The organism is Vibrio sp. 779(2023) (genome assembly GCF_033344285.1).
Classification (GTDB): domain Bacteria; phylum Pseudomonadota; class Gammaproteobacteria; order Enterobacterales; family Vibrionaceae; genus Vibrio; species Vibrio alginolyticus.
Window position 1 is genome coordinate 376814 of the sequence record NZ_JAWPOM010000003.1, and the last position, 21641, is coordinate 398454.

Annotated in this window: 19 protein-coding genes; 15 read left to right on the forward strand and 4 right to left on the reverse strand. The window is 44.1% G+C overall.

The window, feature by feature from the left end; all coding sequences use genetic code 11:
- Positions 1 to 74 precede the first annotated feature (74 nt).
- From R8O70_RS06675 to mnhG, 9 genes are all read left to right on the forward strand, one after another.
- Positions 75 to 794, forward strand: coding sequence for an SDR family oxidoreductase (locus R8O70_RS06675; RefSeq protein WP_005373333.1), 720 nt, complete (start codon positions 75 to 77; stop codon positions 792 to 794).
- Between the two features lie 393 nt (positions 795 to 1187).
- The gene (locus R8O70_RS06680) at positions 1188 to 2123 is read left to right on the forward strand and encodes a universal stress protein (RefSeq protein ID WP_005373330.1); all 936 of its coding nucleotides are present in this window, start codon (positions 1188 to 1190) and stop codon (positions 2121 to 2123) included.
- A 109-nt stretch (positions 2124 to 2232) separates the two neighbouring features.
- The gene (locus R8O70_RS06685; RefSeq protein WP_005373328.1) at positions 2233 to 2424 is read left to right on the forward strand and encodes a hypothetical protein; all 192 of its coding nucleotides are present in this window, start codon (positions 2233 to 2235) and stop codon (positions 2422 to 2424) included.
- Positions 2425 to 2588: 164 nt separating this feature from the next.
- Positions 2589 to 5258 (forward strand): hydrogen gas-evolving membrane-bound hydrogenase subunit E, encoded by a 2670-nt coding sequence (mbhE, locus tag R8O70_RS06690; protein WP_017820361.1) that lies wholly within the window; start codon positions 2589 to 2591, stop codon positions 5256 to 5258.
- Positions 5258 to 5611: a Na+/H+ antiporter subunit C gene (locus R8O70_RS06695; RefSeq protein ID WP_017633704.1), complete on the forward strand. Its 354-nt coding sequence runs from the start codon at positions 5258 to 5260 to the stop codon at positions 5609 to 5611. The genes mbhE and R8O70_RS06695 overlap by 1 nt, the downstream gene beginning before the upstream one ends.
- Positions 5608 to 7104 (forward strand): Na+/H+ antiporter subunit D, encoded by a 1497-nt coding sequence (locus R8O70_RS06700; RefSeq protein ID WP_318184098.1) that lies wholly within the window; start codon positions 5608 to 5610, stop codon positions 7102 to 7104. The genes R8O70_RS06695 and R8O70_RS06700 overlap by 4 nt, the downstream gene beginning before the upstream one ends.
- Positions 7101 to 7577: a Na+/H+ antiporter subunit E gene (locus R8O70_RS06705; RefSeq protein ID WP_054865529.1), complete on the forward strand. Its 477-nt coding sequence runs from the start codon at positions 7101 to 7103 to the stop codon at positions 7575 to 7577. Before R8O70_RS06700 ends, R8O70_RS06705 begins: the two co-directional genes overlap by 4 nt.
- Positions 7570 to 7848 carry a cation:proton antiporter gene (locus R8O70_RS06710; RefSeq protein WP_005373317.1) on the forward strand — a complete coding sequence of 93 codons (279 nt, stop codon included), beginning with the start codon at positions 7570 to 7572 and terminating at the stop codon, positions 7846 to 7848. Before R8O70_RS06705 ends, R8O70_RS06710 begins: the two co-directional genes overlap by 8 nt.
- Complete coding sequence (gene mnhG / locus R8O70_RS06715; protein ID WP_054865530.1) at positions 7848 to 8141, forward strand: monovalent cation/H(+) antiporter subunit G; 294 nt, start codon at positions 7848 to 7850, stop codon at positions 8139 to 8141. Before R8O70_RS06710 ends, mnhG begins: the two co-directional genes overlap by 1 nt.
- 19 nt (positions 8142 to 8160) lie before the next feature.
- On the opposite strand, the gene R8O70_RS06720 is transcribed toward mnhG, so the two are convergent.
- Positions 8161 to 8868 (reverse strand): GntR family transcriptional regulator, encoded by a 708-nt coding sequence (locus R8O70_RS06720; protein WP_053307578.1) that lies wholly within the window; start codon positions 8866 to 8868, stop codon positions 8161 to 8163.
- A gap of 180 nt (positions 8869 to 9048) precedes the next feature.
- On the opposite strand from R8O70_RS06720, the gene R8O70_RS06725 reads away from it, so the two are divergent.
- Entirely contained in the window at positions 9049 to 10377 is a 1329-nt protein-coding gene (locus tag R8O70_RS06725) for a 6-phospho-alpha-glucosidase (RefSeq protein WP_151515680.1), read from the forward strand.
- Positions 10378 to 10432: 55 nt separating this feature from the next.
- On the forward strand, positions 10433 to 11983 hold the full coding sequence (locus R8O70_RS06730) for an alpha-glucoside-specific PTS transporter subunit IIBC (protein ID WP_258625199.1): 1551 nt from the start codon (positions 10433 to 10435) through the stop codon (positions 11981 to 11983).
- Between the two features lie 178 nt (positions 11984 to 12161).
- On the opposite strand, the gene R8O70_RS06735 is transcribed toward R8O70_RS06730, so the two are convergent.
- The 3 genes from R8O70_RS06735 to R8O70_RS06745 form a co-directional block, all read right to left on the reverse strand.
- Positions 12162 to 14192, reverse strand: coding sequence for an acetoacetate--CoA ligase (locus R8O70_RS06735; protein WP_258625202.1), 2031 nt, complete (start codon positions 14190 to 14192; stop codon positions 12162 to 12164).
- 87 nt (positions 14193 to 14279) lie between these two features.
- The gene (locus tag R8O70_RS06740) at positions 14280 to 15206 is read right to left on the reverse strand and encodes an electron transfer flavoprotein subunit alpha/FixB family protein (RefSeq protein ID WP_017820355.1); all 927 of its coding nucleotides are present in this window, start codon (positions 15204 to 15206) and stop codon (positions 14280 to 14282) included.
- On the reverse strand, positions 15203 to 15955 hold the full coding sequence (locus R8O70_RS06745; RefSeq protein ID WP_318184099.1) for an electron transfer flavoprotein subunit beta/FixA family protein: 753 nt from the start codon (positions 15953 to 15955) through the stop codon (positions 15203 to 15205). Before R8O70_RS06745 ends, R8O70_RS06740 begins: the two co-directional genes overlap by 4 nt.
- Positions 15956 to 16110: 155 nt before the next feature.
- Between R8O70_RS06745 and R8O70_RS06750 the strand changes: the two genes are divergently transcribed.
- The 4 genes from R8O70_RS06750 (at position 16111) to R8O70_RS06765 (ending at position 21636) form a co-directional block, all read left to right on the forward strand.
- Complete coding sequence (locus R8O70_RS06750) at positions 16111 to 17748, forward strand: electron transfer flavoprotein-ubiquinone oxidoreductase (protein ID WP_064354685.1); 1638 nt, start codon at positions 16111 to 16113, stop codon at positions 17746 to 17748.
- 242 nt (positions 17749 to 17990) lie between these two features.
- Complete coding sequence (locus R8O70_RS06755) at positions 17991 to 18791, forward strand: ABC transporter ATP-binding protein (RefSeq protein WP_005373297.1); 801 nt, start codon at positions 17991 to 17993, stop codon at positions 18789 to 18791.
- Positions 18791 to 20743, forward strand: coding sequence for a long-chain fatty acid--CoA ligase (locus R8O70_RS06760; RefSeq protein ID WP_213885482.1), 1953 nt, complete (start codon positions 18791 to 18793; stop codon positions 20741 to 20743). Before R8O70_RS06755 ends, R8O70_RS06760 begins: the two co-directional genes overlap by 1 nt.
- Entirely contained in the window at positions 20743 to 21636 is an 894-nt protein-coding gene (locus tag R8O70_RS06765) for a branched-chain amino acid ABC transporter permease (RefSeq protein ID WP_005373295.1), read from the forward strand. Before R8O70_RS06760 ends, R8O70_RS06765 begins: the two co-directional genes overlap by 1 nt.
- Positions 21637 to 21641: the final 5 nt, after the last annotated feature.

Here is a 21641-nt window from a genome sequence, read left to right on the forward strand (position 1 = left end):
TCGGTATATATCAACAAACAAAGTTTTCTTAAACTTACCGCCACTGATGTAAACCGTTCGATTAAGGATTCAAAATGAAAAAGTTAATTGTTATTACAGGCGCTAGTTCAGGCATTGGTGAAGCGATTGCACGTCACTTCAGTGAACAGGGCCATGCTCTTCTTTTGTTAGCAAGACGTGTAGAACGTTTGGAAGCATTAAACTTACCAAATACGCTTTGTGAAAAGGTAGATGTGACCGACAAAGCTTCTTTTGAGGCTGCAATTGAGAAAGCTGAAGCGTTGTATGGTCCGGTAGATGCACTTGTAAATAACGCAGGCGTTATGCTTCTAGGTCAGATAGATACTCAGGAAGCATCGGAGTGGAAGCGCATGTTTGATGTGAACGTAATTGGTTTGCTCAATGGCATGCAGTCCGTCCTAGCACCTATGAAAGCACGTAACAGTGGTACGATCATTAACATCAGCTCTATCGCGGGCAAGAAAACATTCCCTGATCATGCTGCTTATTGCGGTACCAAATTTGCGGTTCATGCTATTTCTGAAAACGTACGTGAAGAAGTTGCGTCATCGAATGTTCGCGTTACGACGATTGCACCTGGTGCAGTGGAAACGGAATTACTTTCACATACAACGTCTCAAGATATTAAAGATGGTTATGACGCCTGGAAGGTGGATATGGGCGGCGTGTTGGCAGCAGACGACATTGCACGAGCAGTGCTGTTTGCTTATCAGCAACCGCAAGGTGTATGTGTTCGTGAAATTGCTTTGGCACCGACAAAACAACAACCTTAACATTGAGTTACGGCGATTTTAGGTCACTAAAGCCGTAAAACTTTGCATATCGATTCGTGATTGAGATGGCATCTTTAAACTAAGTTGCGTGAAAATTTAGGTCATCCATTTAAATCCGGACACTAAGTGTGTTATTGCTTATACCCAAGTTACTCAAGGTGAGAAAAAACTTTGAGTAATTTGGGTTTTTATTTGGTCTCAATTTTAGGTAGCGGAATTTATTTAGGTCGAAGGCGATAGTTGTGAAGAAAGGAGAGTGTGACGTAAAACAAAATGAAGCAATATCCGTCTCTTAATGAGAATTGATTTCATCAACGTCACAAGCCGTTACAATTATCCGTTAGGTATTATACTTTGTGGATGGTTAATATTTAACCAAACAAGGAGGTGTGTATGAAACGATTCGCAAACATACTTTTTGCAACACAAGGATTGCCAGGCCATAGTGACGCCCTCGAACAAGCGATGAGGATTGCATCTAGCAACAAAGTGCCTGTCTCAGGGCTAATAGCGTGTCCTGATTTCCCAACAGACATGATCCAGTATCAGCAAAGTTATGAGCAATCGCTGCAAGACTCCCTCAAACAAAGTATTCACGAATACAGACAGAAGCTGGGACTCTCTGAAGAGGATCTCGCATTTCCTCTTACTGTGAAAAGCAGTGAAAAGCCCGCTGTCTGTATTATTCAAGAAGCATTAGCTGATAACAAAGATCTCATCATCAAAGAAGCTGAACCGCTCGGTGAAGGTGCTGAGGGTTTCAAAGCTATTGATATGACTCTGTTACGAAAATGCCCTTGTCCGCTTTGGTTGCACCGACCAATTGATAAGCCAAGAGATAAGCGCCGTGTTGCTGTGGCTATCGACCCATTAACGGCAAGCGATGAACAGCACTCATTAGCCGTGCGTTTACTCGAATTATCGCGTTCGATAGCCGACACCTGCGATAGTCGTTTACACGTGATTTCTTGCTGGGAGTATTACTTAGAAAACTACCTTAATGGTAACGCTTGGATTCAAGTCGATGATGCTGAGTTGAAACATGAACTCGACAAAGCAAAAGCCGATCATAAACAAGCTCTGCAACAGCTGTTGGAGGAGTCTGGGATTACAGGTGAAATTGTGATTCACCACCTGCATGGAAAACCCGACGAAAAGATTCCAGATTACGTAGAGAGTATTGAGGTAGACGTGCTGGTAATGGGAACCTTAGCGAGAACTGGTATATCTGGCTATGTCATTGGTAATACGGCTGAAAATATTTTGCAATCGATTAACTGTAGTTTGGTCGCTCTTAAGCCCGATGGCTTTGTCTCACCGATTCAGTAATTGGGGTGTAACAAAGTTGGGTTTAAGTGATGTTTTAGGTAAAGGAGGGAGATGGATCTCTAGAACATGGAATTATCAATGTATCAATAAGTTATCAGAGGAGAGTGACATGAAAAACCTATGCCCGAAATGCCACACAGAAATGATAGAACGTTCGAATGTTTATGTTTGTCCGAGAAATGATATCGGTGACTGCACCTACGATGCATTCGAGTTAGCTGATGACGATAATCCATATACATTCAGCCAAGAACACGTAAGTAGTGACCTACGTTCTTATGCCGTAGCAGACAGCAAATAGCGGTTTGTATCGGCGTTCCTCTAAGTAGCACTCAGTGATTACTGTTTGCTACTTTTCCCTTGGTTTCATGATCGTTTTTGAAGCGCTTGGGTTAAAACAATACAGTGGAGTTTGTCATTTGCGCCGAATAGGGCGTACCTTCTTATAATAACGAATGGGCTGCGATGTTGAATAACATAACGGGTAAAGAAAACCTGCCGAAAAACCTAGATAATCAGTTGGTCTTACTGATTTTCCCTGCGCTGCCAGTTTTAATCTTCTCTTTTCTCTTCTATATCTATACTCCTGCAGGCGTGAGCTGGAATGCGGAATGGATACCAAGCCTCGATATCAACCTTAGCTTTAGATTAGATGGTCTTTCATTTCTTTTTGCGGGACTGATCAGTGGGATTGGCGCACTGATTCAAATCTACGCTTTGGCTTATTTACGAGAAAGTGATAGCCGGTTTTCCTTTCATTTGTATCTAACCCTATTCATGCTTGCCATGCTAGGGATTGTGATGAGCGATAACATTCTGTTGTTATTTGTTTTCTGGGAACTCACCACCATCACTTCTTATTTACTGATCGGGTTTAATCACGAAAATAAAACGTCTCGGAAAAACGCCTTGCAGTCGCTGATTGTTACTGGTGCTGGTGGACTAGCGTTGCTAGCTGGTCTTATCTTGCTGGGAGCAATGGCAGGGAGTTATGAGCTAAATACCATTATCGAGCAGGCAGACACTATTGCGCAGCATGAATGGTTTATCCCATCTCTAGTGCTCATACTACTCGGTGCATTTACTAAATCTGCGCAATTCCCGTTTCATTTTTGGCTACCTAACGCGATGGCAGCTCCCACTCCGGTCAGTGCGTATTTACACTCGGCAACAATGGTAAAGGCAGGCATTTACCTATTAGCACGTTTATCGCCAGTTTATGCCCACAGCGAGATCTGGTTTTATGCTTTAGTCATCACTGGGAGTATCACGGCCATTTGGTGCACATTTGTCGCATTAAAACAAACTGACTTGAAGCTGATGCTAGCCTACAGCACGAATGTTGCTTTGGGTAAATTAACATTATTACTAGGTATGGGCACAGATTTGGCCGTTAGTGCAGTATTGATGTTTATTCTCGCTCACTCTTTCTATAAAGCTGCGCTGTTTATGGTGGTGGGTAATATCGACAAAGCGACAGGAACACGAGATATTGATCAATTGTACGGCCTGAAGTCAGTTCTCGTCATCAGCATGGTTGCGGGGAGTTTGGCTGCATTGTCTAAAGCGGGGTTCCCGCCGTTGTTAGGCTTTTTGAGCAAAGAATACATGTACAAGTCCGCAGTAGAGCTCAATAACTGGATCGCCTTTGTACTTTTAATCGTGAATATACTGATGGTCGCGCTAACCATTATGCTTATTGCGAGACCATTCTTTGCTCGCCGTGATCTCGTGCCGATTGAAACTAAGCCAGTTGAGACAAAAAAAGCCATGTGGATCTCGCCTTTGCTCTTGGCAGTTGGCAGCCTCCTAGTTCCGTTATTCGGTTTGAATTGGTTAGATCGCAATATTATTTTTCCGGGCTCTGCTGACATTCTGCCCACAGCAACTCTTAAAGAGACATCACTATGGCATGGCGTGAATGTACCGTTAGTGTTAAGCGTTATTACGCTAGCGTTGGGGTATGTGGTGTACCGTGTTTATCCTACTGTGTCTGCATTTTTTCAGCGGCTACATCTATTCGTCCCCAAAGCGGAGAATATTTTTGAACGACTATTAGATGGCATGATGACAGTGGCGAAGTGGCAAACGGCGCGGTTACAGCAAAAGAAATTGAGTCGCTATGTCCTATTATTTTTCACGGTACTTGCCGTTGCGTTACTGAGTCAGGTAGCGCTTATTCCTCTGCCTTTGGTTGGCGAACTTTCAAGTGTCACTTTCTATGAGATTGGTATTGCATTATTGTTGATTGGTGCTGCGCTCGTATGTACGTTGTCCCACGCAAGACTTCTTGCGATTTCTGCGCTTGGTATGATTGGCTTCATGACCACGCTTGTTTTTATGATTTATAGCGCCCCGGACGTTGCGAAGACTTTACTGTTAGTGGAAACATTAATGGTGGTCTTTCTTGCATTGTTAATGCGTCATATGCCACGTCTAACCACCGTGCCTAAGCATTCAATAAAACGTAAAGTAGCGAATATTTGCATAGCAGGTGTGATAGGTGTTTCGGTTACTTTACTTTTGTTAGGAATCACGTCTCAGCCGATGGACTCTTCGGTGTCAGATTTCTTTGCAGAAAACAGTGTCCCGGGTGGACATGGGCGAAACATTGTTAACGTTATTCTGGTCGACTTTCGCGCATTTGATACATTGGGAGAAGTTGTTGTCGTTGTTATTGCAGGGATTGCTGCAGTGAGTTTGCTTAAGACAAGAGCGAAAAAGCAAAATCGTATCCAATCATTAATTTTTGCAACCACGGCACACATTGTTTCGGCACTCATGCTCGTATTTTCAGTGTATCTGTTGTTACGTGGTCATAACGAACCGGGTGGTGGCTTTATTGGTGCGTTGATTGCCGTTATTGGTTTATCACTTCTCATGTTCGCGGAATCACCGAAATACGTTCGTTCTAGGTTGTATTTCAAACCGTTTCTCATTGCGTTATCTGGCATCGCATTGAGCTTAGTTTCTGGTGCTTTGAGCTTTGCGTTTGATAAACCGTTTTTGACCGGACTGTGGTGGAAAGACGTGATACCACTAGGGACGCCATTGGTTTTTGATGTTGGTGTTTACCTTGCCGTTATAGGTGGCGTGATGGGTATGCTGCTTCGTATTAATGAGGAGCTAGAGTGATGGAAATAGTCTGGAGTGTTGTCGTTGGAGTATTTGTCGCAGCAGGTGTTTATTTAATGCTTGAAAAGCATATCTTGCGCCTTTTGTTCGGCATCATGTTACTCAGTAGTGCGGTTAACCTTGCTATTTTTACCGCTGGAAGGCTGACGCCCGGAGAGCCGCCATTGATTGGCGATAATGCTCTTTTACCACCAGATAGCGCGGCAAATCCTTTACCTCAAGCGCTTATCTTAACTGCGATAGTCATCGGTTTTGGACTACTTATTTTTGCTTTAATGCTGTTCTATCGAGCTTATAAAGACACTGGAACTGCAAACGTCGATGAAATGCAACGTTCTGAGGAGGGTCAATGAGTTCGATTTTGCTTACGTTACCGGTTGTTCTCTCGCTGAGTACGGCGTTGACTATCTTCTTCGTCCGTCGCTCAACAAAAAGTGTTGAGTGGTTGAGCGGTGTAAGTGCGACTTCGAACCTTTTCGTTGCGGGCTTTCTCACAGAAAACATCATAAGTAATGGTATTCAAGCCGTTGCTTTTGGTCAGTGGAGTGCGCCATTTGGTATCGTGTTTGTCGCAGATTACCTCAGCGTTGCTATGGTGATGATAACGGCGGTGATTGGTGCGATATGTGTTTTCTACGCGATGGCGGACCTTCACCGAAAGCCCTCCTATAGCAATTACCATGCGTTAATGCACGTGTTGCTTGCTGGCGTTTATGGTGCTTTCCTGACTGGAGATATTTTTAATCTGTATGTTTGGTTTGAGGTCATGCTCATTTCATCATTTGGTTTAATGGTGTTAGATGCAACGAAAACTCAAGTTGATGGTGCGGTAAAGTACGTGATGTTGAACCTGATTTCGACGCTGGTATTTTTGCTTGCTATCGGCTTGTTGTATGGCGCAACGGGCACCTTGAACTTGGCCGATCTCTACACCAAAGTAGGGGAAAATGAATTGAGCATCAACATGATGCTGTCCGCGCTATTTTTGTTTGCCTTTTCTATTAAAGCGGCACTCTTTCCTTTATTTGCTTGGTTGCCAGCTTCTTATCACACGTTACCAAGCGGTGTGGTGGCACTGTTTGCCGCGTTGCTTACTAAAGTCGGTGTATACGCGTTGATAAGAGTCTTCACCTTAGTATTTCCGCTCGCCGAGAGTGGCTGGCAACCGACGTTAATTTGGGTCGCAGGGCTAACCATGTTAACGGGCGTTTTAGGAGCGGCTAGCCAATTCGACATTAAGAAAATTCTTTCTTTTCATATTATTAGCCAAATAGGCTATATGATCATGGGGTTGGCTATTTACACTCCCTTAGCTTTAGCCGGTGCCATTTTCTACATTGTTCATCACATCATTGTAAAAGCGAATTTGTTCTTAATAGGTGGATTCATCGAGCGCAAATATGGCTCTAGTCAACTTAAACATTTGGGTGGGGTATATAAAGCTATGCCTTGGTTGGCGTTCTTGTTTCTTGTGCCTGCGTTTTCTCTGGCCGGTTTTCCACCGCTATCGGGTTTCTGGGGAAAGCTATTGGTCATCAAGTCGAGCATACAGGCTGAATATTACTGGTTAGCAGGTACCGCGTTATTGGTGGGGTTGCTTACTGTCTACTCGATGACGAAAATTTGGAGTGAGGCATTTTGGAAAAAGCCATTTAGAGAGAAGCCAGAACAGACTCTGCAGGCCAAAGTACATTGGTTGTACTGCGTTCCAATTATTGTATTGACGACGTTGACGCTAATCATTGGCTTAGTGGCGGAGCCTTTTTATCAATTTTCCGTTCAAGCTGCAGAACAACTGTTAAATCCGACTGAATACATCAGAGTGGTGTTAGGAGGAAATACATGATCTATCTATTCCTCAATTTTTTCTTAGCGTTAGCGTGGATGATGCTTAATGGCAGCTATTCGAGTCTGAATTTTGTTGTCGGATTTACGGTCGGTTTTTTTGCTTTAAGGTTGAGTCAACCATTTGGATTGAAAACGAGCTATTTTCAACGTTTTGCATCTGCATTGAAGTTATTGATGTACTTCGCTTATGAAATGGTTATATCGGTTGCGAAAGTGGTGTGGGACGTTGTGACACCTACTCATTTGAGTCAGCCTGATATCGTTTATGTCCCTCTGGAGGTCGATTCTGATCTAGAAATCTCATTACTGGCGAACATGGTTTCTTTAACACCGGGCACGCTTAGTTTGGATGTTACGGCTGATAAAAAGTATCTTATCGTTCATGCCATGTTTGCACCTGAACATGAAGAGGTTATTCGCGGAATTAAAGATGGGTTAGAGCATCGAATTTTGGAGGTGACGCGTGGATAGTTGGCTGCAAATAACGGTCACTTTTGCCTATTCTGGGCTACTACTCAGCTTTGTTATGGCTTTTGCTCGTTTAATTCTAGGACCAACGCTAGCTGATCGAGTTGTGGCGTTAGATCTGATTTCATTTATCACTATCGGATTTATTACGGTTTACACCTTAGACAGCGGTGAGGACGCTCTGTTAGATATCGCCATTACATTAGGTTTGGTTGCATTTCTCGGCACGATCGCATTTGCACGTTTGATCGTTAAAAGAAAGGAGAAAGAATAATGGACGTGTTGATTGGACTATTTTTATGCTTAGGAACATTGTTGACCTTGATTGCAAGTCTAGGTGTTCTGAGGCTTCCGGATTTGTATACCCGAATGCATGCAGCGACCAAAGCTGGGACCGTCGGAGTGAGCTGCTTGTTATTAGCGGTCGCTTTCTCACTCCCTGAAGTTACCGTGATCTCTCGGGTTATGGGTACGATGTTGTTTATCGTTCTCACTGCGCCAGTCGCCTCCCACCTGCTCGGCAGAGCAATGCGAGAGGTCGGATATAAGATTTGGCGCAATGATTAACCATTAGCGTCGAATAGTACTACGTCCTAGTTGAAATAAACTCGAAGCTGTATTGATGAAGTCGGAAGTAATTGACGGTATATTCAAATGCACGACCATCTTCTAGGTAACCAGTGGACTCAACTTTTAGAATAGGGGAAGCTTCTGATTCATTCAGGTATGAGGCCGTCTCTGCATCTAACAAGTACGGTTTGACAGACTGACTGCTTTTCGCAATTTTCAATCCTTTGCTATTTTCAATGTACTCATATTTAGAACCATTCATTATGGCTATGCTCAAGTCTGGAAATAACATTGCTGGCATATGAGTGACTTCGTAAATTTCAGGCTCATCATTAATACATCTGAGTCTATGTATTTCATATGTATCATCATTGGGCGAGAGATTTAACTGCTTAGCAACCTGCTCATTCGGCTTTTTAAGTTCGAACTTTATGACTTGAGAGCTAGGCGTTTTCCCCTGTTTACTGACTTCCTCGATAAAACCCAGCAAATGTAAGGCATCATGTTGGGCTTTTAGATCGTTTACATAAGTTCCACTACCTCTTGTCCGACTAATTAAATTATTGTCGACCAGAATTTGTAAGCTTTTTCTGATGGTTACGCGGCTTACGGAAAACTCTTCTTGCAAATCACTCTCTTTTGGAAGCATCGATTTCGGTTGTAGTTCCCCATCTTTGATCTTTTTTTCTAATCGTTCCGCAATGTCTATGTATTTGGGTTTCATAATACCTCGCTAAGTCTTGGATCATGATAGCAAGAATGTGATCTGAGATGTAGTTAATACTTTTCCTTAGGATCTTTGTGTGATTTTTATCTCGTATCTTTGTGCTTATACTTTAAATGTATCATAAAAGTATTAATACTTATTTTATGCATTTTCAGGATAAACATTTGAGGTAGCGAAATGAAACGTCAAAAATTAACGATTGTTGGTGCTGGCAGTACATACACACTTGGTATGATGAACAGCCTTATTGCCGAAAAAGATAACTTTCCACTCGCAAAAGTCGTGTTTTACGACATAGATGAGAAACGCCAAGAGTCGAATGCATTAGCTACTGAAATTCTATTGCGAGAACACTATCCAGAAGTTGAAGAGTTTGTTTATACAACGGATAAATCTGTCGCATTCGCAGATTCGGACTTTTTCTTTATCCAGATCCGCACTGGTGGGTTGGCCATGCGCGAGCGCGATGAACAAATCCCGCTATCCAACTCTTGTGTTGGGCAAGAGACATGTGGCGCGGGAGGAATGGCATATGGACTTCGCTCTATCGGCGACATGATCCAGCTAGTGAACGAGATCCGACAAACGTGTCCAGATGCGTGGATTCTTAATTACACCAACCCGGCGGCAATTGTCGCTGAAGCTTTAAATCGTGAATTTCCGCATGATAAGCGAATTCTAAATATTTGTGATATGCCAGCAGCGATTATGGTCAGCTATGCGCAATTGTTAGGGTGTGAAATTTGGGACTTTGTTCCTGAATATTTTGGGCTTAATCACTATGGCTGGTTTACCAAAATTCGTAACAAACAGGGTGAAGACTTAACGGATAAAATTAAAAATATCATCCTAAAAGAAGGGATCAGTGCGGTTGATGCGGAAATAGCGGATGACCCATCGTGGCAAGCCACATTCAAAAACATGAGAACAATGCTTGCTGATAATCCAGAGTTTTTGCCGAATACGTATCTTCAATACTATTTGTACCCTGAAAAAATGGTGGTGAAAGAGGATATCAATAATACTCGCGCAAGGCAGGTAATTAACGGCCGTGAGAAACGAGTGTTCGAATTGAACGCAAGAATAATTGAAGCGGGCACCACGAAGCACGAAACACTGCATGCCGATATCCATGGTCGATACATGGTGAGAGTCGCGGCTTCGCTAGCCTACAACTTGAGCGATGTGTATCTCGTCATCGTACCGAATAATGGTGCTATTACAAATTTACAAAATGACGCCATGGTAGAAGTTCCAGCTGCGCTAACTAGTGATGGACCGAAAGCTTTTACTGTAGGAAAAATCCCAACCTTCCAAAAAGCCATGATTGAAAGCCAACTTGGTTACGAGAAATTAGTCGTGGATGCTTGGTACGAAGGAAGTCAGCAAAAGCTGATTAATGCACTCACACTTAACCGTACCGTGGTTAATGTGCCAAAAGCTAAAGAAATAACAAAACAATTACTAGAAGAAAATAAAGCCTACCTTCCTCAATTTTTTCAATAACAACTGGACGTTCGGGGCCTACTTGTAGGCTCCGTGAATGAAACAAGAGGTTTATATGAAAGACATTATTCAAAGGTTCGGAGCCGCGATGTTTGTTCCCGTTCTATTATTTCCAGCAGCGGGCATGTTATTGGGTTTCTCTGTTGTGCTGTTAAATCAAGAAGTGTTTCCTTGGGCACTAGAGGGGAGTGCTTGGGTTAAAGTCTCGACGATCATTTTACAGGCATCTCTCGCTGTATTTAAAAATATGGCACTTATTTTTGCCGTTGGGTTACCTATCGCTTTAGCTAAAAAAGCATCTGGTCGCGCTGTACTTGCAACACTCGTTTCCTACATTACGTTTAACTACGTTATTGGTGGAATCCTTCAATTTTGGGGACCAGAACTGGGCGTGAACTATACGGAAGGTGAGCGAGGTTTGACTGAAGTTGGTGGCATTCTAACGCTTGATACCAACTTACTAGGTGCCATTTTAATTGCAAGTCTCTCTGTTTGGGTTCACAACCGATTCTTTGATAAAAAGCTACCGGATTGGGCGGCTGTATTTGGCGGAACGCCATTGGTTGTGATCATTAGTTTCCCCATTATGGTCGTGATGGCAATTCTAACTTGTTTGACTTGGCCAAGTATTCAGCATGGTATTAACAATCTGCAATCATTTTTGGTTTCTGCTGGATCGTTAGGGGTATGGCTATTTACGTTTTTAGAGCGAATCATGATACCAACGGGGTTGCATCATTTCGTATATGGTCCCGTTTTTTATGGGCCAGTTGCAGTCGATGGCGGAACGGTTGCCTATTGGATTCAAAATATACAGACATTCGCCCAGAGCTCGGAAAGTTTAACGACACAATTTCCTCAGGGTGGTTTGATGTTGACGGGAATGGGTAAAGTGTTTGGTTGTACGGGTATCGCACTAGCACTCTATTCAGTTGCGAAAAAAGAAAATAAAAAGATGGTGATGGGGTTAGTGCTCGGAGCCGCAATCACAGCAATTCTTACAGGGATAACCGAACCAATAGAGTTTACATTCTTATTTATCGCACCTGCGCTGTTTGCTTTGCATGCGTTGTTATCTGCGACAATGGCAACGATCGCCTTTATGTTTGGTGTTTCCGGTAACTTTCAGACTGGCTTGATAGACTTCATTTTCCAAAACTGGTTGCCTTTGGCTGGTAACCATGCAGGAACATACGTGATTCAGATTATTATTGGTCTCATGTTTACTGGTGTTTACTTTGCTACGTTTCGCGCGCTTATTTTAAAATACAACATACTTACTCCGGGACGTGAAGGTGCAGATAGTAAGTTGTATTCCAAAGCTGACTACAAAGAAGCGAAAGCGGTCCATAACAGTAGCGCAAGTCCGTCACAAGCTAGTGCCTTTATTGAAGGTTTGGGTGGAAAAGAAAACATTGACTTGTTAACTAATTGCGCGACGCGTCTGCGTGTTAAAGTTAAAGATGTCTCTCTTGTAAAGGAGAACGCATTTTTCACACAGCACGGAGCGGTGAATATTGTTAGAAATCAAGAGAGCCTTCAAATCATCGTTGGTTTAACGGTGCCACAAGTTCGCGAAGATATGAGCCAACTGATAAAAGCTTAACCCCCAAACTAATGCTCCAGCTCATATGGCTCAAAGGTGAGATAGAATTATCTCACCTTTTTTGTGTACATGAAGCATATTTCGCGCAGTTTCCACGAAAGTGGGGAGGAGTTATCGAGCGAGCTAAAAATACAGTTAGGTTATACCCGTCTGTATTGTTGGAAGACTTGTTGAGTCTCTAAGTGACAGTGGCGCCACTTTCTATGTTGAAAAGCGTTTTAATTTCTTCCAGTACTTCTGGGTTAGCAATAGCACCAATGTTTTTTACAGCTTGTCCGTTTACCAATTGTTTCACTGCTAGCTCAACCAATTTGCCTGAGCGCGTTTTAGGAATATCACTGATAGCAAAAATTTGTCGTGGGACATGGCGCGGTGAACATTTTGTTTTCAATGTTTGGCGAATTGAATCGGTGAGTTGTTGGGTTAACTCGACGTTGTGAGCGAGTTTTACTAGTAACCAGATTTCTTCAGACTGCTGGTTTAACTTGCCGACAGCGATGGAGTCTTCAACCTCGGGTAACGCGTTCACTTGCTGATAGATTTCAGCGGTACCGATGCGTACGCCGCCTGGATTTAAGGTTGCGTCACTACGGCCATAAAAAATGAAGCCGCCATGTTCGGTTTGCATCACATCGTCGCCATGGTGCCAGATATCGGTAAACTTGCTCCAATAAGCGTTGTGATAGCGTTCGCCGTTGTCGTTCCAGAAGCCAATAGGGAAGTTAGGTAGCGAGTTATTACAAGTCAGTTCGCCGCGTTTTTGCGTAATAGTATGTCCACCATCCTCTAGAACACGTGCGTCGATTCCCAGCCCTGCGCCTTGGCATTCACCTTTGTAAACTGGTGAAATAGGGTTTCCAAGTACAAAGCATCCGCAAATATCTGTGCCGCCAGCGATAGAAGCGAGATGCAAGTCCTGCTTGATGTGCTGATAGACATAATTAAATTGTTCTGGGTAAAGCACCGAACCAGTTGAGCAAAGAGTTTTGAGTGACTTCAGGTTATGTTCTAGTTTTGGAGAGCAGTTTGCCTGTTCCAGTGCTTCTAAGTATTTCGCTGAAGTACCAAACAGCGACACGCTATGTTCTTCTGCTAATTGCCATAAGACGGAGTGATCAGGGTAAACCGGACTACCGTCGTAAATCACTAAGGCTGCACCACTCGCAAGAGCGGAAACATGCCAGTTCCACATCATCCAACCACATGTTGTGTAGTAGAAAACCTTGTCTTGCGATTTGATGTCGCAATGCAGTTGATGTTCTTTGAGGTGATTGAGCAAGGTACCGCCTGCGGAATGGACAATACACTTAGGTTGACCTGTTGTACCAGAAGAATACAAAATGAATAACGGGTCATTAAACAGCGTTGGTTGATATTGAATTGATTGTGGAGAAAAGTGGTGAGTAATATCGGACCAAGAAACAAACTCAGAAGTGCTAGCACTCTCAGCGTTTTGTAAATATTCGATTTGGCATACGCTAATAGTAGTCTCTTCGGAGGCACTGCTTAACTTACTACTAAGAGTGGTGTTCTTGTTCGTCATATCGAAAGCTTTGCCTCCGAACTGGTAGCCATCACAGCAAAAAAGAACTTTCGGTTTGACCTGACCAAAACGCTCTACGACGCTATCGATACCAAAATCAGGAGAGGTTGAAGTCCAAATGGCACCAAGACTGGTGGTGGCCAGCATGGCAATAACGGTTTCAGGAAGGTAGGGCAAATAACCCGCAACGACATCGCCTTTACCGACACCACAATTGAGTAGCCATTGTTGAATGGCAGAAACTTGTTCAAGCAACTGTTTACCGGTGAGTTGTCGGTGTTCACCGCTTTCATTGCTAAAAACAATAAACTCACGCTCTGGTGATTGTTCAGCCTGAGATAGGAGGTTCTCTGCGTAGTTCAGCGTGGCGTCAGCAAACCATACTGTGTCTCTATTTACATGATGATGATTAGAACCTGTTGGTGTCCATTTGGGACTGCCAAGGCTCTTGACTTGCGAACCTATATCTCCGATTACGTTGCAAAACTGCCAAGTATGTCGCCAAAATTCATCATTGTGCTCAATGGACCACTGGTGTAGAGACGTGTAATTGTTGATTACGGTACCTTCGGCTTTGTCTTTATTAACCTTTTCGATGAACCGTAATAAGTTGCTATTGCTGACGCGCTCAGCAGATGGTGACCAAATAGGTGCAGAATTTGGCATAGGTCCCTCTAATTTCAATTCTTTTGAATATGACCAAAAACAAAATAAAGGGGCGAACATAGCAGTGTTCGCCCCTTATCTGATCGTTTAAAGTTGTTCGGCAAGCTGAGGTAGTACCTCAAATAAATCACCAACCAATCCATAGTCGGCAACTTCAAAGATAGGAGATTCTGGATCTTTGTTGATCGCGACAATCACTTTGGATTCCTTCATTCCTGCAAGATGCTGGATGGCACCGGAAATCCCAACCGCTATATAAAGCTTAGGTGCAACGATTTTACCGGTTTGACCCACTTGTAAGTCGTTGGCAACAAACCCGGCATCAACCGCCGCGCGAGAAGCGCCAATGGCAGCACCTAGTTTATCGGCCACTTGTTCGATCAACGCGAAGTTCTCTTTGCTACCGACCCCGCGTCCACCTGACACAACCACCTCTGCCGCGCTTAATTCAGGACGTTCTGACACGGTTTTATCGACAGAAACCAATTCAACCATTGGAGCTGAGATAGTGACCTGCTGATGCTTAATATCAGCTTGGTTGTGACAAGTAACCGGCTCAAACGCAGACGCGCGCACGGTGATGACGCGAACCTTGTCGCTGGTGGTCACTTTGGCAAATGCGTTTCCTGCGTAAATAGGGCGGATAAAAGTGTTTTCATCGATAACTTGGACAATATCGGAAATTTGCCCAACGCCGAACTTCGCTGCTACTCGAGGTGCAAGGTCTTTCCCTTTTGATGATGAGCTAGCCCAGATTGCGTCAAAACCTTCAGCAATACTCACTACAATAGGTGCGATACTCTCGGCAAATTGATGCTTAAGTTGCTCATCATCGACACAAATTACGTTTGATATACCATCAACGCGACAAGCTTGCTGAGCGACTTCTTCACACTGGTGGCCCACTACGATCAAAACATTGTCTTGGCTGACTTGTTTTGCTGCATTAACCACTTTGAGTGTGTCCGCATGCAATTGGTTATTGTCATGCTCTGCTATGATTAAGTTCTTCATGAAATCACCTTCGCTTCGTTACGCAGCTTATCGAGAAGCTCTGAGACAGATTCAACCTTGATGCCACCTTTTCTTTGCGCTGGCGGTGTGATTTCTTGAATGGTTTGGCTAAATACCACTTCAACACCCAGACTGTCAGGTGTGATGGTATCTAACGGCTTGCGCTTAGCTTTCATGATATTAGGCAAAGAGGCAAAACGCGGTTCATTCAGGCGTAAGTCAGTACTGATCACCGCAGGTAAGTTCATCGCGACCGTCATCAAGCCGCCGTCCACTTCTCTCACGACCTGAACTTTTTGATCTTCAATCTTCACGTCGGAAGCGAAAGTTGCTTGAGGCCAGTCAAGTAGGGCGGCCAGCATCTGAGCCACTTGGTTGTTGTCCGTATCAATGGATTGTTTACCCGTAATCACAAGCTGTACTTGTTCTTGCTCAACTAGAGCTTTGAGCAGCTTAGCAACAACTAATGGCTCTATTTTGTCTTCAGTATCGACATGAATAGCGCGATCGGCGCCTAATGCAAGCGCGGTACGTAGTTGCTCCTGACACTGGCTACCGCCGGCACTGACAACGATGACTTCATCTGCAATACCTTGCTCCTTTAGTCGTACGGCTTCTTCAACGGCTATTTCGCAAAATGGATTAATCGTCATCTTGACGTTATTGGTTTCAACATCGCTATGGTCCGCTTTCACGCGAACTTTAACGTAGGGATCAATGACCCTTTTGATTGGCACTAGTATTTTCACGTTAGATTCCTTTTACAGTGAAGACTATGTGTTAACAGTGAAGACGATGTGATGACGTCTTTAAAATGATGTTAATTTACCTTTACGTTTGCGTCAACTTTAAATATATTGTTGATTAACAAGTTGGCAACATGCAAAGAAAAAGGAATGCAATCATGGAAAGAGACTGCATGGAATTTGATGTTCTGATTGTAGGCGCAGGTCCCGCAGGCTTGTCTGCGGCATGCCGAATCAAACAATTAGCAGCAGAAAAAAAACAAGAGCTCTCTGTTTGCGTGGTAGAAAAAGGTTCTGAAGTTGGAGCGCATATTTTATCGGGTGCGGTGTTTGAAACGCGGAGTTTGGATGAGCTTTTTCCCGACTGGGAAGAGAAAGGCGCTCCGCTCAATACCAAAGTAAACCAAGATAAAACCTACTATCTAGGCAATGACATCAATGGTCATGAACTGCCTTCTTGGGCGGTGCCTAATACGTTACATAACAAAGGTAATTACATCATAAGTTTGGGCAGTCTATGCCGATGGATGGCGTTGCAGGCTGAGAACTTGGGGGTGGAGGTCTACCCAGGTTTTACCGCCAGTCAAGCGATCATCGATGAAGATAGTCGTGTTTGTGGCGTGATCACGGGCGATATGGGATTAGATAAAAATGGTGAACAAAAAGGAAATTTCGAACCTGGTATTGAACTACGAGCGAAGTTTACTTTATTTGCTGAAGGCGCACGGGGGCATATTGGTAAGCAGTTGATTAACCGATTTAATCTTGCTGAAGAGAAAACGCCTCAACACTACGCTATCGGTTTTAAAGAGCTGTGGGAAATCCCATCAGAGCAGCATCAGCAAGGTTTAGTAGTGCACGGATTAGGTTGGCCGTTATCAAATGAAGCTACAGGTGGCAGTTATCTCTACCATTTAGAGGGAAACCAAGTTGCCGTCGGGTTGATTGTTGACTTGAATTATAAGAATCCGCACTTGAGTCCATTTGATGAGTTTCAACGTTTTAAACACCACCCGTTGATTGAGCAATACCTCAAAAATGGGAAGCGTATTAGCTATGGCGCGAGAGCGATCACCAAGGGCGGCTTTCATTCGCTTCCCACGCAGCAGTTTGCTGGTGGCTTGTTAATTGGCTGTGATGCAGGAACACTTAACGGCGCTAAAATCAAAGGCACACACACCGCAATGAAATCTGGCATGCTTGCCGCTGAAGCAGTATGTGAAGCCCTTGAGAGTCAGTCAGTTACTGCTGATTATCAAAAGCATTTCAAACAGTCTTGGCTGTATGAAGAGCTTTATCAAGCACGTAACTTCTCAAGTGGTATTCACCGCTTTGGATCGTGGCTGGGCGGTGGTTTAGCGCTGCTGGAACATAACGTATTAAAAGGCAAAGCTAAGTGGCATATCCGCTGTGATAAGCCTGATCATCAGTCTCTGTTATTGGCGGAAAACAGCAATGAAATTGTCTATCCGAAGCCTGATGGCGTGTTAAGTTTCGATCGCCTCTCTTCTGTTTATCTATCCAATATCTTCCATGAGGAAGATCAACCATGCCACTTACGACTGGAGAACCAGCGGATTCCTATTGAGCAGAACCTTGAATTATATGCAGAGCCAGCACAGCGCTATTGTCCGGCTGGCGTGTATGAAATCGTACAGGGGGAGCAGCAGCCAGAGCTTCAAATAAATGCGGCCAACTGTATCCACTGTAAGACCTGCGACATCAAAGATCCAAGTCAAAATATTACTTGGACTCCGCCAGAAGGTGGTGGTGGTCCTAACTATCCAAATATGTAAGCGTTTGAGAATAATTTTTATTAACAATTTATTTACTTAAAGTTTGCGTTAGTTCAAATCTTTCTCGATGAACTCGATTGCAACTTAATCTTTCAGGCACTATTCTGATTTTAAATTGACGTTTACGTAAACTGAATACAAAGTTGATGCATAGGTGTAAAAGCGGTTACCAGTATCAAAGTTAGGTTTGATCAAATAGTGCTCAATGGAACGCACTTAAAATAACGAAAGGGAGATCAACTATGGTATCGGAATCGCCTCTGTTGCAGGTAAACGATATTTCATTGGCTTTTGGTGGGGTGAAAGCTTTAACTGATGTGAGCTTCCATGTGAATGAAAAGGAAATCTTTTCAATCATTGGTCCAAACGGTGCAGGTAAAACCTCAATGCTCAATTGCATCTCTGGTCGATACACACCAAACAAAGGCTCTGTAATCTTCGCTGGAGATGACGTAACTAAACGTACACCAAGCCAACGAGCTGAGTTAGGGCTGGGAAGAACCTTCCAAAACTTAGCGCTCTTTTCTCATATGTCGGTACTGGACAACATCATGGTTGGCCGACACCACCTACTGAAAAATAACTTCGTCACGGGGCCACTCTATTGGTTCTCTAATGCGCAGAAAGAAGAGATGGCGCACCGCAAATATGTGGAAGACGTGATCGATTTTCTAGAAATCCAGCACATCCGAAAAGCGACTGCAGGCACCCTATCTTACGGCTTACGTAAGCGTGTAGAGCTTGCTCGTGCCATTGCCTTAAAACCTAAGTTATTGCTGCTTGATGAACCAATGGCAGGAATGAACTTGGAAGAAAAGGAAGACATGGCACGTTACATCATGGATCTGAATGAAGAATTAGATATCACGATCATCATGATTGAGCACGATATGGGCGTGGTCATGGACATCTCTAATCGCGTTTTGGTTTTGGATTTCGGTAAACACATTGCTACGGGTGAGCCTGAAGAAGTGATGGCCAACCCACATGTGAAACAAGCGTACTTAGGCGAAGAGTTACCGACATTAGAGGAGAGTGCATAATGGCACAGCAACATAATGATTGGGCAGATATAACCCGCTTAGATACCTTTCCAAAAGTGTTGCAACACAATGCCAAGAACTGGCCCGAACAAGTCGCAATGCGTGAAAAGGAGTTTGGTATATGGCGAGAGTTCACTTGGAAGGATTATGAAAACCGCGTCAAGTGGATGGCACTGGCACTACAAGATTTAGGTATTGGTGAGCAAGATGTCGTTGGTTTGCTAGGTGATAACCGCCCGGAATGGGTATGGGGCGAGTTAGCGGCACATGCGATCAAAGGTTTCTCGCTGGGCATCTATCAAGATTCTATGCACGAAGAGGTGGCGTACCTTATCAACTATGCCAAAGCAAAAGTCGTGATTGCCGAAGATGAAGAGCAATGCGACAAGCTGCTTGAGCTTGGTGATGAAATTCCTAGCGTTGAATACATTATTTACTGCGATCCTCGTGGAATGCGTAAATACGATGATCCAAGATTGATTGATGTTGAACAGGTCTACAAAAAAGGTCAGCTGATTGATAAAGCGGACCCAGACAAATATCTCAATATGGTTGTTGAAACCAAAGGCAGCGATCTTTCAATTCTTTGTACAACGTCGGGTACGACTTCTAAACCAAAATTGGCTCAGCTACACAGTGGCACGTTCTTGGATCACTGTGCGGCTTACTTGCGTGCAGACCCTCGTTCCCCAGGCGACAACTACGTTTCTGTTCTGCCTTTGCCTTGGATTATGGAGCAGGTTTACGTGGTTGGTCAGGCGTTGATTTCTCGTCAAATCGTTAACTTTGTGGAAGAACAAGAAACCATGATGTCCGACTTGCGTGAAATCGGTCCAAACTTTGTGCTGTTAGCGCCGCGAGTGTGGGAAAACATTGTGGCAGACGTGTCTGCACGAATGATGGATTCGACACCGTTTAAGCAAAAGATGTACAAACTGGGCATGAGCTTAGCCAACAAAGCGTTAGAGCAGGGCAAACGTTCTAAACTCGCCGAATGGATTCTTTTGCGTGCTTTGCGAGACCGTTTAGGCTTTTCGAACCTAACATCTGCTGCAACGGGCGGCGCGGCGATGGGGCCTGACACTTTCCGTTACTTGCAAGCGATCGGTGTACCACTCAAGCAGCTTTACGGTCAAACCGAAATGTGTGGTGCGTACACCGTCCACCAAGCCGATGACGTGGACTATGATTCGGTTGGCGTTGCGTTTGATAATGCAGAAGTGAAAGTCATCAACCCAGACAGCAATGGCGTTGGTGAAATCATCGCGAAAAGTACAGGCATGTTTACTGGCTACTTAAACAACCAAGCAGCATATGATGAAGATGTTCAAGATGGTTGGATGCACACAGGCGATGCGGGCTATTTTAAAGATTCCGGTCACTTGGTGGTGATTGATCGTCTGAAAGATATGTCGGAAACCAGCCACGGCAACCGCTACTCTCCGCAGTTCATTGAAAACAAACTCAAGTTCTCGCCGTTTATTGCAGAAGCCGTGGTGGTAGGTAAAGGTCGACCTTGGCTGTCTGCCATCATCTGTATTCGCTATGCGATCGTCGCGAAGTGGGCAGAGCAACGCGGCTTGGCATTTACCAACTACACCAACTTATCTGCTCAACCAGAAGTGTACCAAGCGATTCGTGAAGAAGTTCAAAAAGTGAACGAATCCCTACCGGATGCACAGAAGATCAGCAAATTCATTCTACTTTACAAAGAGCTGGATGCCGACGATGGCGAGTTAACTCGTACGCGTAAAGTGCGTCGTGGTGTGGTTGCAGAGAAATACGGAGACATCATCGAAACCATCTACAGCGACGATCCAAAAGTCGATGTCGATACAGTGATCACTTATCAAGATGGCACTAAAACACGCATTCAAACGTCGCTAGTTATTGAAACGCTTATTGAGCATGAGCCAACACTAGTGGATAGCGAACAACGGAGGATCGCATAGTGAATACGGATTTATTACTGCAACTCGTCATTAATGGCGTGATCGTTGGCATGTTGTATGGCGTTGTCGCCATGTGCTTTGTATTGATTTACAAATCGACCCAGGTGGTCAATTTTGCTCAGGGTGAGTTCTTGTTGATTGGCGCGTGGGTATGTTGGGCGGCATTGGTGCACCTACAGTTACCGTTCTTTATTGGCTTTTTACTCACGCTCGCGTTCATGATGATTTTTGGTATCGCCGTGCAAACCATTGTGCTCAGACCGTTGATTGGTGAACCGATTATTTCTGTGATCATGGTGACCATCGGTCTATCGATGTTTTTCCAAGCGCTGATGAAGTGGATATTTGGCGTCTCTGCTGTGTCGTACCCGCAAGTGTTTGAAACCAACGTGGTGAATATCGGAGGTTTGAATGTTGAGTTTGCTTACATTCTGAGTTTGATCTTCTCAATGCTCATCATGGGCGCGTTTTACTGGTTCTTCAAATTCAGCAAAATGGGTCTGGCAATGCGCGCAACGGCATTTAACCAGCAAGTAGCCCAGAGTCTTGGCATTTCCATCAAGAAAGTGTTCGCCATCAGTTGGGCCATTTCGGCAATGGTATCTGCAACAGCAGGGATTGTTATCGGTATCGTTAACGGCGTATCTGACGCGCTATCCATTATTGGTATCAAAGTTTTCCCAGCCGTTATTTTAGGTGGCTTAGATTCGGTAGTCGGCGCAATTGTCGGTGGTATCACCATCGGGGTGCTAGAAAACTTGGCTGAGTTTTTTGATAGCCAATACCTGCAAGTGGGTAACCTGTACAACATCGCACCATTCTATGTGCTGTTAATCATTCTTGCCTTCAAGCCATATGGCCTGTTTGGTACCAAAGATATTGAGCGTATTTAAGGAGA